Consider the following 14,967-nt stretch of genomic DNA (forward strand, 5'->3'; position numbering starts at 1 on the left):
ATGAAGGAAGCACGGTGCTGAGGACAAGGATCGGCAGCAACGTGGTTTCGATCGCTTGTATTGACAATGGAATTGAAGATTGTTATGATTAGCGTATAAAACCAACCATTTTTATCGGAAATCAAATAACCACTGTAAAAACAAGAATGATCTACATGTGATTTCGCATTTTTTTAACATAACATCACAGTCAGGGAGGAACTATTATGGCCAAAGTCGTTAATAACATTACCGAGCTTATCGGGGGAACCCCTCTTGTACGCCTTAATCGGATTGTACCGGAAGACAGTGCGGAAATTTATGTGAAGCTGGAATATCAGAACCCCGGCTCCAGTGTAAAAGACCGTATCGCAATTAGTATGGTGGAGGAAGCTGAACGTGAAGGGCTGCTCAAACCAGGCGGTACAATCATTGAAGCGACTAGCGGTAATACAGGAATCGGCTTGGCTATGGTTGCTGCTGCCAAAGGCTATAAGGCGGTGATTGTTATGCCGGAAACGATGAGTATTGAGCGTCGAAACCTGCTGCGCGCTTATGGAGCTGAACTTGTGTTGACGCCAGGATCGGAAGGCATGAATGGCTCCGTTAAGAAAATGGAAGAGCTGCTGAGTGAAAATCCGGATTATTTTGCTGCAGAGCAGTTCAAAAACAAAGCGAACATCAAAATTCACCGTGAAACAACAGGCCCAGAGATTGTGGAAGCCATTCGTTCTATCGGTGGGACTTTGGATGCTTTTGTAGCGGGTGTGGGAACAGGCGGAACCATCTCTGGTGCCGGAGAAGTGCTCAAGAAAGAATTCCCGGAGATCAAAATTGCCGCTGTAGAGCCGGCTTCTTCTCCGCTGTTGGCTGGCGGTAAGCCAGGGCCTCACAAACTTCAGGGACTCGGTGCCAACTTTATTCCTGAAATTTTGAACCGTGGCATCTATGATGAGATTATTCATGTAGAGAACGATGAAGCTTTTGAGGTAGCTCGTAAAGTAGCCAAGGAAGAAGGCATTTTGTCTGGTATTTCCTCTGGTGCTGCTGTACATGCGGCTTTGAAGCTGGCTAAGCGATTGGGCAAGGGCAAACGAATTGTTGTCATTATCCCAAGTAATGGTGAACGTTACCTGAGTACACCACTATATAATTTCGAGCTGTAATTACGTTGAAATTGTGTATACTATAGTAAGGAATCCCTCATTTCCCTGTTGTCAGGGGGTGGGGGTTTCTTTTTAAGGAGAGAATATCGACTTTTCGCAAAGGATGGAAGGGGATGCACACACGGATGGAATCGACAGCTAGAGTGACGCCGGCACAATGGCAGGTTTGGCAGGAGGAAGGCTGGAGCATACTCCCTTATATTGCCGAGTATCCGTTACCCGCGGGCGGTTTGCCGTTATCATGGCGAAAGGCATGGGAGGATTCATCACCATATGCCTTTTTGCTGGAGAGCGGTAAAGGCGGGAGATATACCTACCTGGGCTTAAATCCGGTTGCCGTATTGGAAGGCAAGGGAGAGCATGCGGTTTGGACGGATTTACAAAATGGGAATCATGGCGATCTATATGGTCAACCGCTGGCGGTTATAAATGACTGGATTGCTCCCTACCGTTCGCCGCATGTACCTAACCTGCCTTTTTTCACAGGAGGATTAGCGGGGTATCTGAGCTACGATGTGGCTCGCTCGCTGGAGCGTCTGCCCATTCAAGCTGCAGATGATACAGACATACCTGATTATGTGTGGATGCGGGTAAATGAGCTTTGGATCTATGATCACGAAAAATCGTGCGTGTATTGTGCGGTTCATCTGCCGGCTTCTGTTCACGCGCAAGCCAATTGCCAGACCGATCATGCTGATCATGTTGTACACGATGAACAAAACTCCATACTTCGCGAGCATTATGCAGAAGCTGTCCGACGGGCAGAGCGGATGCGGATTCAGTGGAATGAAATCATGGATGCCGGAAAAACAGATCCAGCCTATTCTCATCGTTGTGCAAAACTTGCCGAAGCGGAGCTGGCGGCGGCTGTCCATCATGAATCTGAAGGCTGGGAAGCGGCATTCAACCAGGCCGATTTTGAGCATGCCGTGAAGCGTGTGCAGGCATATATTGCGCAGGGTGACGTATTTCAGGTTAACCTGTCGATTCGCCAGCAGCGCAAGCTCGCAGCCCGCCCTGAAGATATATATGAATGGCTTCGTCTGCTCAACCCATCTCCTTATATGGGGATGCTGCGCATGCCGGATTTGCAGATTGTCAGCGGCTCGCCGGAGCTGCTGGTGAAGCTGGAGAATGGACGCGTCAGTGCACGGCCTATCGCAGGCACAAGAAGAAGAGGGCTGACGCCGGACGAAGATGCCGCTATGGCTGCCGAACTGTTGTCGAGTGAAAAAGAACGTGCCGAGCATATTATGCTCGTCGATCTGGAGCGCAACGATATCGGACGGATTGCCGAATATGGCTCGGTACATGTACCTGAGCTGCTGACTGTGGAGTATTATTCGCATGTCATGCACCTGGTTTCCCAGGTTGAGGGGACATTGGCTTCTGGCCGTTCGGCCATAGATGTGATTGCCGCTACCTTTCCGGGTGGGACCATTACCGGAGCACCGAAGGTACGCACCATGGAAATTATTGAAGAATTGGAACCTGTCCGGCGAGGTCCATATACCGGGTCTCTTGGATGGATTGACTATAACGGCAATATGGAATTAAATATTATAATAAGAACACTGGCTGTCAAAGGAAGCACCGCCTACTTACAGACAGGTGCGGGCATCGTTATTGATTCAGATCCGTACAGGGAGTATCGGGAATGCCGGAACAAGGCCAGAGCTGTCATAAAGGCAGTCCAATGTGGTGAAGAAGAAGCCGCTGCGAACAGGAGCGGTATCATAGGAGGGTGAGCCGTATGATTTTGGTGATTGATAATTATGATTCGTTTACGTACAATCTTGTTCAATATTTGGGTGAACTTGGTGAAGAAGTGACCGTAAAGCGGAACGATGAGATTGATGTGAAAGGCATAGAAGAGCTGGCACCAGAGCATATATTGATCTCGCCGGGTCCATGCACGCCGAGCGAGGCGGGAATATCGCTGGATGTGATTCGTCATTTTAAAGGTCGTATTCCGATCTTCGGTGTATGTCTCGGCCACCAGGCCATCGGACAGGCATTTGGCGGGAAGGTTATCCGGGCTGAACGGCTCATGCACGGTAAAACATCTCCGATTCTCCATCATAATACATCGGTATTCGAAGGCTTGCCATCACCGTTCACGGCCACCCGTTATCATTCGTTGCTGGTGGAGCGCGAGAGCCTGCCTGAATGTCTGGAAATTACCGCTGAAACCGCAGAAGGTGAAATTATGGGGTTGCGGCATAAGGAATTTGCTGTTGAAGGAGTTCAGTTCCATCCTGAATCTATTATTACCGATTATGGGCATCAACTGTTGCGAAATTTCCTTAAACGTAAGGTAGGCGTCTGATTCATGAAATATATCGGAGTTAACGGCGTCCTCACGGAAGCCGCAAAGGCCGTGATTCACGTAAGTGATCACGGTTTTTTATACGGAATGGGCTTGTTTGAAACGTTCCGCACCTACAAGGGTGTTCCATTTCTGCTCGATCGGCATCTACATAGACTGGCAGAGGGCTGCCGAATGCTGGGTATTCCTTTTCAGCCGGATGAGGAGCAGCTTACCAGCCAAATCCAAAGTCTGATGGCGGCAAATGGGCTGGACGAAGCCTATATCCGGTATACCGTATCAGCAGGTGAAGAGGTGCTGGGCTTGCCGACCGGTGATTATACGCGGCCCAACCATATTCTGTTCGCCAAGCCGCTGCCCTCTGCAAATCCGCGAGCCGGGGAATCGAATTCCCCATCGGCGCTACAGCTGCTGCGAACCCCAAGAAACACGCCAGAGGGTGAGGTTCGCTTAAAATCACTCCACTTTATGAACAATATTATTGCGAAGCGGGAGCTTCAGCAGTATGCCGCAGCCGTTCAATATAAGGCCGAAGGAATGATGCTCACGGCCAATGGTTTTCTGGCGGAGGGAATGGTCAGCAACCTGTTTTTTGTGCGACATCATACGTTGTGCACGCCTGACCTGTCGACTGGCATTCTGCCGGGCATTACACGCGGGCTTATTTTGGAGCTGGCAGAAGCGCGAGGCATTCCCTATGAGCAAGGTTTGTATCGTTGGGACGAGCTGCAGCGGGCTGATGAAATTTTTATAACCAACTCTATTCAGGAAATACGACCTGTCCATCTGCTGCTGGAGCCGGAAGGAGCGGCCTATCACGTATCCGGTTCCTTGGCACAGACCGGGTCTATAACAGGTTTGCTGCTGCACGATTATAGACAGAAAGCAGGGATCAAGTGAACATACCAACTCTTTATCAACGCAGTTATCGTATGGGGGAGGCCCAGCTTACGCTCGGACATGCCACACAGATCATGGGCATACTGAATGTGACCCCGGATTCATTTTCCGATGGGGGATTACATCAAAGCCCGGAGATTGCTGTTTTACACGCTTTAAAGCTGGTTGAGGACGGGGCCGATATAATTGACGTTGGCGGAGAATCTACCCGTCCGGGTCATGATCCGGTAGGTGTGGAGGAGGAGCTGGACCGGGTTATCCCGGTGATTCAGGCGATCCATCGTATCGCACCGCACATTCCGCTATCAGTAGACACTTACAAAGCCGAGGTGGCCCGGCAGGCACTTGAAGCGGGCGCCCACATCATTAATGATGTGTGGGGGTTTAAGGCAGACCCCGACATGGCGAGTGTCGCTGCCGAATTCGATTGTCCAGTCATTTTGATGCATAATCGTCATGACCGCAACTATACCGATTTGGTATCCGATATGCTGGCCGATTTGAAAGAAAGCGTCCAATTGGCGCTGGATGCGGGTGTACGTGAGGAACAGATTATTTTAGACCCGGGTATCGGTTTTGCCAAGGATTACGATGAAAATATTCATGTCATGACTTCTCTTGATGCATTGGCTCAGCTTGGTTATCCGCTGTTACTGGCTACATCGCGCAAAAGATTCATCCGTACAGCACTGGATTTGCCTGCACATGATGTGGTAGAGGGCACAGCGGCTACGGTTGCTTTTGGTATTGCGCAAGGGTGCCAGATTGTGCGCGTACACGATGTGGCACAAATCAAACGCACGGTGCGTATGTGTGATGCGATGGTGTACGGGTCTAAAAATGCACTGAGTTATGGCGGGTAAAGCCGCTTCACGAATCCTTTGATCCTACGATCGCTGTTGCAAAGGCGAACGCTCCGCTTCTTCGGATTCAATCCGGGAGTGGTGGCGTGGGAAGCACCATCCGACTGTGCAGTGGCACGATCTGAACTTTTAAGTTGAGCTTTTTTTAGAAAAAAAACAGAAAAACAGGGGGCTATCCACGATGGATAAAATGGTTTTGCATCGCATGGAGTATTACGGATATCATGGTGTTTTTCCCGAAGAACGCAAGCTGGGACAGCGTTTTTACATTGATTTGGAGCTGGAGCTTGATCTGCGTGAGGCAGGCGAGCAGGATGCATTGGACAAAACGGTAAATTATGCTGAGGTGCACTACACCGTTAAAAATATTGTAGAAAAGGAATCTTACCAATTGATTGAAGCTTTGGGCGAACGTATTGCATCTTCCCTACTTGACACTTATACTAGTATAGATGCACTGACTGTTAAAGTTACAAAGCCGCATCCACCATTTGATATTCATTTTGAAGGTGTGACGATTGAGCTTTATCGCGCAAGAAAGTAGGAACGTACATGAACGCACATTCGACCTCTGAGGCATCAGAGGCTTATATTGCTTTAGGGGCTAATTTAGGGGAGCGTGAGCAGACCCTATATGAAGCCATCACGGGGCTGGACGAACATCCGTGTATATGGGTGCTGCGCTGTTCCAGCCTGTACGAGACAGAGCCTGTCGGATATCTGGATCAGCCTTCTTTTTTAAATATGACAGTAGCCGTATCTACAACACTTGCTCCCGGGGAGCTTCTGGCTTTTATGCTGGAGGTGGAGAGTCGTCTGGGCAGAGTAAGGCATATTCCAAATGGTCCGCGCACGATTGATCTGGACTTGTTATGGATGGAAGCCGCAGAGCTGGCTACACCGGATTTGGAGCTTCCGCATCCCCGCATGTTGGAGCGCGCTTTTGTGCTTGTGCCATTGGCTGACATCGTTCCGAGCCAAGATCCATCCGGACTGTACAGTATCGTTCATACTGCATTGAATTCAATGGATGGAAAGGATGGCATACAGTTTTGGAAAACATGCAGCTGGCGCAACGACTCCGGGCCTTCCGAAAGCTTAAAGGAATGACACAGCAGGAATTGGCTAAGCGAACCGGCATATCATTGGCCGTATTGGGTGCTGTGGAGCGAGGTAATCGCACAGTAGACCCTGATATGCTGGGCATGATTGCCCAGACGCTTGGAATTGAAGTCCGGGAACTAACGGAATGACGATAAGTTACGATATATATAAAGGAATAAAGGAGTGAACAGATATGTTGAAAATCGGCGATATTAAAATGAAAAACCAAGTCGTACTGGCTCCGATGGCGGGCGTGTGTAACCCTGCTTTTCGCCTGATTGCCAAGGAATTCGGCACAGGTTTGGTATGTGCGGAAATGGTTAGCGATAAGGCGATTATTCACGGCAACAAACGTACGCGCGAAATGCTGTTTGTAGATGAGCGTGAGAAGCCGCTTAGCCTGCAAATTTTCGGGGGAGACCGTGAATCGCTGGTGGAAGCGGCCAAGGTCGTGGATCAGGAGACGAACGCGGACATTATTGACATTAATATGGGCTGTCCTGTTCCCAAGGTGACCAAATGTGATGCAGGCGCACGATGGCTGCTGGACCCTAACAAGATTTATGAAATGGTATCTGCTGTTGTAGAATCCGTAAGCAAGCCGGTTACGGTGAAAATGCGTATCGGTTGGGATAGCGAGCATATCTATGCCGTAGAGAATGCCCGCGCTGTAGAGCGTGCCGGAGGCCAGGCCGTTAGTGTGCATGGCCGCACACGGGAGCAGCTGTATACGGGGCATGCGAACTGGGATATTATAAAAGAGGTTAAAGAAGCAGTTTCCATTCCTGTAATTGGAAATGGCGATGTGGCATCACCGGAAGATGCCCGCCGCATGCTGGATTTGACGAATTGTGATGGCGTGATGATCGGACGCGGCGCTCTGGGTAACCCGTGGATGCTGTACCGTACGATTGAATACTTGGAGACTGGCAAGCTGTTGCCTGATCCTTCACCGGAAGAAAAAATCCGTATTGCCACTTTACACATGGACCGGCTGGTAGCCTTAAAAGGTGAAGCAGTAGCTGTCCGTGAAATGCGCAAGCATCTGGCTTGGTATCTTAAAGGACTTAAAGGCTCTGCGCGCATCAAGGATGTTATTATGGAAGAAACCAAACGTGATGATATGGTACGTATTTTGGATCAATTTGTATCTCAATTACACGCAGTAGAAAACGATGAATCTTCAGCAAGCGCTGCTTCTCCCATCGCTGTTGTGCAATAATGAAGCCGTTTCTGCCTTTGTGCGCGATTGACTTTTCCAAATGCTTGCCCTATAATCGTTCAGTATAAAATCTTGATATATACTTCAAATTGTATGCAGCTCTTAAGACAACAGCAGGAAATGTTCTCATTCCCTCAGAGTGGCATATTATGTTTTGAAAGCGTGCATTCCAATGCACTTTTAAACTTTTCCCATGACAGGAGAATCGGTTAAGATGAGCGATAAAGAAGTCATTCTGACACAGGAAGGCCTTAGAAAGCTCGAGGATGAGCTTGAGAACTTAAAGTCTGTCAAACGCCGTGAAGTGGCGGAACGGATTAAGGTAGCCATCGGATACGGGGATATCAGTGAAAACTCCGAGTATGAGGATGCGAAGAATGAGCAGGCTTTTATTGAAGGCCGCATCATTACACTGGAAAAAATGCTGCGCAACGCCCGCATTATCAATAGCGATGAAATTGACACCGATGTTGTGGGAGTAGGTGCAACCGTGACCGTTGAAGATTTGGAGTTTGGAGATATAACAGAATATGCAATTGTCGGTTCCGCTGAGTCGGACCCGCTTCAGAACAAAATTTCTAATGAGAGTCCGGTTGGCAAGGCAATCCTCGGCAAGAAAAAAGGAACTGTTGTGGATGTAACCGTTCCAGCAGGTGTTATTCAATATAAAATTGTGGATATCAAGAAATAATACACGGACTTTGGAATTCAATGTAAAAGCTTCCTTGTGGAAGCTTTTTTTTCTCTACACCCGGACGGACCCTGGCCCGTCTACTCAAAATGAAGGAGCTGATTAAGCACCATGTCGGATGAAACTACTAATCAGGGACCACAGGAAAATCGCGAGGAATTAAGTGAATTGCTGCAAATTCGCCGCGCCAAATTGGACGAGCTTCGCTCACTGGGCATTGATCCCTTTGGCCGTAAATACATACGTTCAGCTGAAGCGGGCGTACTGCTAAGCAAGTATGACAGTCTGACCAAGGAAGAACTGGAAGAAAAGAATATCGAAGTTAGCATTGCGGGCCGTATCATGGCAAAACGGGTCATGGGTAAAGCCAGCTTTGCTCATATCCAGGATCTTAGCGGGCGCATTCAAATTTATGTTCGTCAGGACAGTGTACCTGAAGCGAAGTATAAAGCATTCGGTATTTTGGACCTGGGCGATATTGTTGGTGTAAAAGGTGTTCTGTTCAAGACTAAAACGGGAGAAACTACGATTAAGGCACTGGACATTGAGGTTTTGTCTAAATCTCTGTACCCATTACCGGAGAAATACCATGGTCTGAAGGATGTTGAATTACGTTACCGTCAGCGCTACGTTGATCTGGTGATGAACCCGGAAGTACAAAAAACGTTCATTACACGTTCCCGTATTATTCAATCGATGCGCCGTTATTTGGACTCGCTCGGTTATTTGGAGGTCGAAACTCCAACATTACATGCCATTGCTGGCGGAGCGGCGGCGAAGCCGTTTATTACGCACCATAACGCATTGGACATGCAGCTTTATATGCGTATTGCCATTGAGCTTCATCTCAAACGGCTGATTGTTGGCGGAATGGAGAAAGTATACGAGATCGGGCGTGTTTACCGTAATGAAGGTATCTCCACACGCCACAACCCAGAGTTTACAATGATTGAACTATATGAAGCGTATGCCGACTATCAGGATATCATGAATTTAACAGAAAATATGATCGCTCACATTGCGCAGGAAGTGCTTGGCACACAACATATCCAATATCAAGGTCATGAGGTGGATTTGACGCCACAGTGGCGCAGAGTTTCGATGGTGGATGCTGTTAAGGAAGTAACAGGTGTCGATTTTGGCGCACAATTGACGGATGAAGAAGCTCATCGCCTTGCAAAAGAGCATAACGTGAAGGTAGAGCCGCATATGACCTTTGGTCATATTCTGAACGCTTTCTTTGAAGAATTCGTAGAACAAACACTCATTCAACCGACTTTTATTACAGGACATCCGGTTGAAATTTCGCCGCTGGCGAAGAAAAATGAGCAAGATCCGCGCTTTACGGATCGCTTTGAGCTGTTCGTAGTCGCTCGTGAGCATGCGAATGCATTTACCGAGCTGAATGATCCGATTGACCAACGCCAGCGCTTTGAAGCTCAATTGCTGGAACGCGAGCATGGCAATGATGAGGCTCATGAAATGGATGATGATTTTATCCGCGCATTGGAATATGGCATGCCGCCGACAGGTGGACTGGGTATCGGCATCGATCGATTGGTTATGCTGCTGACCGATGCGCCTTCCATTCGTGATGTGCTGCTCTTCCCACATATGCGTAACGTACAGTAGAATAACATAACATTATGAATATAGAGGATCAGCCGGGCTTCCACGGATGGAGAGAATACGTCCAATGAAACGCAGCGTCAAGCTTGCCCGGTTGGCATCGCCCCCTTTTATATTGGTTATCGGATATTTGCTGATTATTGCATTCGGCACCTTGCTGCTGATGCTTCCTATCTCCAATCATAGTGGACATGCTCCGCATTGGATTGATTCCCTGTTTACGTCCGTATCGGCTGCTTGTGTCACCGGATTAGTCGTGGTGGACGTGAATTCAACCTATACGGTGTTTGGAGAAACCGTCATCCTGGTGCTGATGCAGCTGGGCGGGCTGGGTTTTATGACCTTGGCGACCTTGTTTGCATTATTGATGGGGCGGCGCTTGTCGTTGAAGGATCGGCTGCTGCTTAAGGAAGCGATTAATGCCGACAGCATGGAAGGGATCGCGCGAATTATTCGCAAGGTGCTGATTTTCTCTTTTACCATTCAGGCCATAGCTGCTATCGTTCTGGCTTTGCGGTGGATGAGGGAAATGCCCGTGGGACAAGCGATATACTATGGAATTTTCCACTCGGTATCTCTTTTTAATAACGGGGGATTTGATCTGTTCGGCAGCAGCTTCCAGCAATATGCCGGAGACTTTGTGTTCAATATGATTGCATCTGTCCTTGTTATCTCAGGCGGGCTGGGTTTTCTGGTCCTAAGCGATCTGTTCGATTTTCGCCGTATCCGGAGACTGACGCTTCACTCCAAAATGGTGCTAAGTGTGTCAGGCGCGCTTATTGTGCTCGGGGCACTCGTCCTGTTTATTTTTGAGTTTACGAATGTTCGCACCCTGGGTTCACTGGATTGGGAGGGCAAGGTGTATGCTTCTGTCTTTCAATCCGTATCTACAAGATCTTCAGGGACAAGTACCGTAGATATCAGCGGCCTGAGACAGGCCAGCCAGTTTTTTATCATGCTGCTGATGATTATTGGGGCTTCACCAGGCTCCACCGGGGGTGGGATTAAGACAACCACATTTCTGCTGATGATAGGTGCCTTGCTGGCCGTCATGCGCGGACAGAAGGAAATTGTGTTCTTCCGCCACAGGGTTCCCAGAGATATCATGATGCGGGCGCTGACTATTATTATACTGGCGCTATTTATTTTCTCGATTGTTGTGATGCTGCTGTTGATGACAGAGGATGCACCATTCCTCGCTCTAGCGTTTGAGGCAGCGTCCGCCATCGGAACGGTAGGATTGTCTGTAGGAGTAACGCCAGGACTATCTGATGCAGGCAAGCTGATTATTTGTGTGACGATGTTTATTGGCCGAATCGGACCGCTTACGATTGCCTATGCCATTCGTCCGCGTTCGACCAAGACGTTGTACCGTCGTCCCGAAGGGCATATTGTAATTGGATAACTTATTGTACAAAAAGATGTATCTGTGCCGATGGGCATGGGTGCATCTTTTTTTATTTCATATCATCAACACCAGATCGGCAGCATATCATGAAAAGTACCCCACTTGAGAATAAGCAACCCTTAAACAGGTATCTTTTTGCAGAAAAAAGGATATTTCGCTTCCTTTTATGTAATTTTAGACAAAATACTAGGAATTTTATGTATGATATTGTATAATCTTGGGCGTGAAAGGGGGGAGCTGAGGTAATTACCAAACTCTAAATTGAAAGGAATCATTCATTATGTATTTGTTTATTATTTTTGCTGAAGTTTTGTTCTGGGTTTTTGTTGTTTTAGGGTTGATCGCAAGATATATGTTTGGCAAGAAGAAATTAGGCGGCCTTCTTTTGCTGTGTACTCCAGTCATTGATATCCTGCTACTGATTGCGGTGTTCATCACGGTGGGCAGCGGGATGGAGATTACGACCGCTACTGGCTTGGCGGCCTGCTATCTCGGTATCACGGTAGCATTTGGCCATAGGATGATTAAATGGGCGGATGTGCGGTTCTCTTATTGGTTCGGCAAGGGGCCGAAGCCTAAACCCAAATATGGTGCTGCGCATGCCAAAGAGGAACGGACAGTTTGGATGCTTCACCTCTTGGGTTGGGCCATTGGTAACGCTTTCTTACTTGCCATCATTGTGTATGTAGGTGATCCACAGCGTACGGCTTCCTTGGTTGGGCTTATGAGAACATGGGCAGCCGTTCTGGTAATCGACTTTATTGTCTCCTTTAGCTATACTTTGGCTCCTAGGAAAAAATAAGAGATAGCCAAAAAGAGATCAGGTTTCATTCCTGGATAAAAATAAGGGACAATCACTCAGGATGTTCGAATCGGGAGGGACGTTGAGGGTGAAAAATGAAGTTATCACTTCCGTTAGTTAGTAAACCTGTTGCTATTGCAGAGATATTTATAGAATATGCAGATTATATATTGGACCCGCTTTGACAGTCACCTCATGTAGCCTTCCATTTTTTTGCTCCTATCGTTTCCTTCCGATTTGAACACAGACAAATAGAATCAGCACGGTTATGATTACGGCCGTCTTTGCGCGAGTTACATAGGGTCCAAGCGCATATTTTTGCTAGGTTTGGCAGGACAAGCTATCGCATAAAACGCGCTTGAATTTTCGAAGAAATGGGGTTCGTTGATTACAGTCGAACGCATTCGACAAATAGCGTTTTTTAATCTTTATGAAGTTTCAATGAATCCTTGTGTTTGACAAAAATGACGATTGTTTAATTTTGGCAACCAACATGATAATAATGCCAGAAAACATTACATATGTCTATGAATGTAGACATAAAAAACAAATATCTCATTTGTTGAAAAATGTAAAAAAAGAAAGGTGGTTTATGTGGCAGTACTACTGAGCGGTAAGAACATTTTGATTATGGGCGTGGCTAATAACAGGAGTATTGCCTGGGGGACAGCCCAATCTTTAGCTGCTGAAGGGGCAAACCTCATTTTTACCTACGAAAATGAGAGAGTTGCGGATCGGGTGCTAAAGCTCGTCGAAACGATTCCGGGGTCTATGGCCTTTCCCTGCAATGTACAGAGCGATGAAGAGCTTGATGCACTGGCGGATTTCCTGAAGGAGAAGGTTGGCGTCCTGCATGGTTATTTTCATAGTGTTGCCTATGCGAAGGCTGAGGACTTGGATGGCCTGTTCGTCGACACCTCTCGTGAAGGATTCTCCATTGCCCAAGATATCAGCGCCTACTCTCTGGCTGCGGTTTCCAGACGGATTTACCCGCTGATGACGGAGGGCGGGAGTATTGTCACCATGACGTATATTGGCGCTGAACGAGCGATCCAAAATTACAATGTTATGGGTGTGGCAAAGGCTTCATTGGAAGCCAGCATGCGCTATTTGTCGAACGATTTGGGGACTTATGGCATTCGTGTCAATGCAATTTCAGCTGGCCCCATACGGACCTTGGCCGCCTATGGTATTAAGGATTTTAGCACGATGCTCAAGCATATTGAAGAGATTACGCCTTTACGCAAGACGGTTGATACGTCCGAAGTCGGAGATACCGCGTTGTTCTTATTTTCCCATTTATCAAGAGGCATTACGGGTGAAGTTATTCATGTGGATGCCGGTTACCATATTACGGGGATGTAGTAAGGAGGGAAGGCTGTGCTTGTTACGCATACGGATTGCCGTATCATCTCGCCTGAAGGAATGATGACCAAGGAGCGCCTGGAGCGGGACGTTGCGATCTTCTCCCGAATGCTGGCTCTCAGAGGAATTCCGGAAGATGGCAGAGTGATACTGAAAGCGTCCAATTCTTATTGGTTTGTTGTGTCTCTGTTCTCCTTGTGCAATATCGCCGTTTCGGTGACTGTAGTGGACGAGCAGACTGTGCTGGATGAGGTAGCCCAAATTTATGATGAAGCGGGTGCCTGCTGCATCCTCACCGATTGCGATTTAGAACTTCCTCATGCTCTTGTTATTCTGATTCAAGATCTTATTCAAGAAGAAGCAGCACACCCGCATTGGGTGGGAGAGCCGGCAATTGAAGCCCTCGACTTCACCAAATGGTGCGAGAGGACGGACGCCCTCATTCTGTATTCTTCAGGTACGACGGGAAAACCCAAGGGAATCGTGAAAGCTGGTGCGACTTTTATGGAGAATATCAAGCATTCGATACACACCATGAACTACTTACCGTCTGACCATATGCTCCCCATAGTGCCTTTCTCTCATTTTTATGGAATTTCACTTATCTTCTCCTGGTGGTTAACCTCATGTTCCCTCATCATTTGCAATCCTAAAAACCTCTGGAGTGTTTTTGCCAGTATTACGAAAGATCAAGCTACAATCGTTGATGCTAATCCCTCTGCTTTTTACACTTTGTTACGTATGTTAAGCCGAAAGCCAAAACAACTGGAAATGATCAGGAGTTCCCCGGTGCGCATGTGGTGCGTAGGCGGCTCCCCACTTACCCAAGATCTCGAAGAGAAATTTAACAACATATTTCGACAGCCCCTGCTGAATGGTTACGGCCTTTCTGAGCTGGGCAACGTTGCTCTGGGGACGCTAGAGTGTCCGAAAGGCTGCGGCAGACCGTTACCAAATGTGGACCTGAAAATACGAGATGCTGCCGGCAACCAGCAGGCCGAAGGCAATGTAGGCGAAGTGTGGATACGCAGTGCCGGATGTATGGAAGGTTACCTGAATCGTCCAGACCTGACGCAATCCGTGCTACAGGATGGCTGGTTCAAGACGGGCGATCTGGGCTATCTGGACGAGGAAATCCTGTATGTCATTGGCCGAAGCGGCAAGACGGTCAACCGGATGGGGTATATGGTCTCACCGGTCTATATCGAAGACCGAATAGGCTCGATAGGTTACCGATCCTGCGTGATCGCCCTGGAGGACGAGGCCAAAGGGACATTGCTGGTTGCATTCATCGAAAGCGAATCCGCGCAGGTCCTGCCCGTGCTCCGCAAAGAGATGAATCGGGTGCTGCCTTCGTACATGTTCCCGGATCTTCTGCTTCCGCTCGCTCGATTTCCTTTGAATCGCAATGGAAAAGTAGATCGGCTGGAGATGGAACGCATTGCCCTGCAGAAAGCTGCTTCTCGCAAAGGGTAAGTGTTGAAAGCTCCAGACTCTGTCTGGTTTATA

15 protein-coding genes are annotated in these 14,967 nt (G+C 48.0%); all 15 read left to right on the forward strand.

Going from position 1 to position 14,967, the window contains the following annotated elements; translation table 11 throughout:
* Nucleotides 1-206: 206 nt before the first annotated feature.
* The 15 genes from cysK to JO375_RS16240 all read left to right on the forward strand — a co-directional run bounded on the left by cysK (nucleotide 207) and on the right by JO375_RS16240 (nucleotide 14,934).
* Nucleotides 207-1,145 (forward strand): cysteine synthase A, encoded by a 939-nt coding sequence (cysK, locus tag JO375_RS16170; protein ID WP_229525432.1) that lies wholly within the window; start codon nucleotides 207-209, stop codon nucleotides 1,143-1,145.
* Nucleotides 1,146-1,270: 125 nt separating this feature from the next.
* Entirely contained in the window at nucleotides 1,271-2,893 is a 1,623-nt protein-coding gene (locus tag JO375_RS16175) for an anthranilate synthase component I family protein (RefSeq protein WP_229525454.1), read from the forward strand.
* Nucleotides 2,894-2,898: 5 nt separating this feature from the next.
* Nucleotides 2,899-3,474: an aminodeoxychorismate/anthranilate synthase component II gene (gene pabA / locus JO375_RS16180; protein WP_229525433.1), complete on the forward strand. Its 576-nt coding sequence runs from the start codon at nucleotides 2,899-2,901 to the stop codon at nucleotides 3,472-3,474.
* 3 nt (nucleotides 3,475-3,477) lie between these two features.
* The gene (locus JO375_RS16185) at nucleotides 3,478-4,374 is read left to right on the forward strand and encodes an aminotransferase class IV (RefSeq protein ID WP_229525434.1); all 897 of its coding nucleotides are present in this window, start codon (nucleotides 3,478-3,480) and stop codon (nucleotides 4,372-4,374) included.
* Nucleotides 4,371-5,237, forward strand: coding sequence for a dihydropteroate synthase (folP, locus tag JO375_RS16190; RefSeq protein WP_229525435.1), 867 nt, complete (start codon nucleotides 4,371-4,373; stop codon nucleotides 5,235-5,237). The genes JO375_RS16185 and folP overlap by 4 nt, the downstream gene beginning before the upstream one ends.
* 181 nt (nucleotides 5,238-5,418) lie before the next feature.
* A complete protein-coding gene (folB, locus tag JO375_RS16195; protein ID WP_229525436.1) occupies nucleotides 5,419-5,781 on the forward strand; it encodes a dihydroneopterin aldolase in 363 nt (120 codons plus the stop codon).
* An 8-nt stretch (nucleotides 5,782-5,789) separates the two neighbouring features.
* The gene (gene folK, locus JO375_RS16200) at nucleotides 5,790-6,347 is read left to right on the forward strand and encodes a 2-amino-4-hydroxy-6-hydroxymethyldihydropteridine diphosphokinase (RefSeq protein WP_229525437.1); all 558 of its coding nucleotides are present in this window, start codon (nucleotides 5,790-5,792) and stop codon (nucleotides 6,345-6,347) included.
* Nucleotides 6,290-6,490 carry a helix-turn-helix domain-containing protein gene (locus JO375_RS16205; RefSeq protein ID WP_229525438.1) on the forward strand — a complete coding sequence of 67 codons (201 nt, stop codon included), beginning with the start codon at nucleotides 6,290-6,292 and terminating at the stop codon, nucleotides 6,488-6,490. The genes folK and JO375_RS16205 overlap by 58 nt, the downstream gene beginning before the upstream one ends.
* A gap of 44 nt (nucleotides 6,491-6,534) precedes the next feature.
* Complete coding sequence (gene dusB, locus JO375_RS16210; protein WP_229525439.1) at nucleotides 6,535-7,563, forward strand: tRNA dihydrouridine synthase DusB; 1,029 nt, start codon at nucleotides 6,535-6,537, stop codon at nucleotides 7,561-7,563.
* 214 nt (nucleotides 7,564-7,777) lie between these two features.
* A complete protein-coding gene (gene greA, locus JO375_RS16215) occupies nucleotides 7,778-8,254 on the forward strand; it encodes a transcription elongation factor GreA (RefSeq protein WP_007428055.1) in 477 nt (158 codons plus the stop codon).
* Between the two features lie 111 nt (nucleotides 8,255-8,365).
* Nucleotides 8,366-9,886: a lysine--tRNA ligase gene (gene lysS / locus JO375_RS16220; RefSeq protein WP_229525440.1), complete on the forward strand. Its 1,521-nt coding sequence runs from the start codon at nucleotides 8,366-8,368 to the stop codon at nucleotides 9,884-9,886.
* Between the two features lie 64 nt (nucleotides 9,887-9,950).
* On the forward strand, nucleotides 9,951-11,288 hold the full coding sequence (locus JO375_RS16225; protein ID WP_229525441.1) for a TrkH family potassium uptake protein: 1,338 nt from the start codon (nucleotides 9,951-9,953) through the stop codon (nucleotides 11,286-11,288).
* Between the two features lie 283 nt (nucleotides 11,289-11,571).
* Nucleotides 11,572-12,093: a hypothetical protein gene (locus JO375_RS16230; protein WP_229525442.1), complete on the forward strand. Its 522-nt coding sequence runs from the start codon at nucleotides 11,572-11,574 to the stop codon at nucleotides 12,091-12,093.
* Nucleotides 12,094-12,687: 594 nt separating this feature from the next.
* Nucleotides 12,688-13,458 carry an enoyl-ACP reductase FabI gene (locus JO375_RS16235; RefSeq protein WP_322098746.1) on the forward strand — a complete coding sequence of 257 codons (771 nt, stop codon included), beginning with the start codon at nucleotides 12,688-12,690 and terminating at the stop codon, nucleotides 13,456-13,458.
* Nucleotides 13,459-13,473: 15 nt separating this feature from the next.
* Nucleotides 13,474-14,934 carry a class I adenylate-forming enzyme family protein gene (locus JO375_RS16240; protein ID WP_229525443.1) on the forward strand — a complete coding sequence of 487 codons (1,461 nt, stop codon included), beginning with the start codon at nucleotides 13,474-13,476 and terminating at the stop codon, nucleotides 14,932-14,934.
* Nucleotides 14,935-14,967: the final 33 nt, after the last annotated feature.

The sequence above is a fragment of the Paenibacillus farraposensis genome, assembly GCF_020736845.1.
GTDB lineage: Bacteria > Bacillota > Bacilli > Paenibacillales > Paenibacillaceae > Paenibacillus > Paenibacillus farraposensis.

Excerpts from the sequence above, each read along its gene's own strand:
- cysK (WP_229525432.1), top strand. The coding sequence starts at position 207 with ATGGCCAAAGTCGTTAATAACATTACCGAGCTTATCGGGGGAACCCCT.
- JO375_RS16175 (WP_229525454.1), top strand. The coding sequence starts at position 1,271 with ATGGAATCGACAGCTAGAGTGACGCCGGCACAATGGCAGGTTTGGCAG.
- pabA (WP_229525433.1), top strand. The coding sequence starts at position 2,899 with ATGATTTTGGTGATTGATAATTATGATTCGTTTACGTACAATCTTGTT.
- JO375_RS16185 (WP_229525434.1), top strand. The coding sequence starts at position 3,478 with ATGAAATATATCGGAGTTAACGGCGTCCTCACGGAAGCCGCAAAGGCC.
- folB (WP_229525436.1), top strand. The coding sequence starts at position 5,419 with ATGGATAAAATGGTTTTGCATCGCATGGAGTATTACGGATATCATGGT.
- folK (WP_229525437.1), top strand. The coding sequence starts at position 5,790 with ATGAACGCACATTCGACCTCTGAGGCATCAGAGGCTTATATTGCTTTA.
- dusB (WP_229525439.1), top strand. The coding sequence starts at position 6,535 with ATGTTGAAAATCGGCGATATTAAAATGAAAAACCAAGTCGTACTGGCT.
- greA (WP_007428055.1), top strand. The coding sequence starts at position 7,778 with ATGAGCGATAAAGAAGTCATTCTGACACAGGAAGGCCTTAGAAAGCTC.
- lysS (WP_229525440.1), top strand. The coding sequence starts at position 8,366 with ATGTCGGATGAAACTACTAATCAGGGACCACAGGAAAATCGCGAGGAA.
- JO375_RS16225 (WP_229525441.1), top strand. The coding sequence starts at position 9,951 with ATGAAACGCAGCGTCAAGCTTGCCCGGTTGGCATCGCCCCCTTTTATA.
- JO375_RS16230 (WP_229525442.1), top strand. The coding sequence starts at position 11,572 with ATGTATTTGTTTATTATTTTTGCTGAAGTTTTGTTCTGGGTTTTTGTT.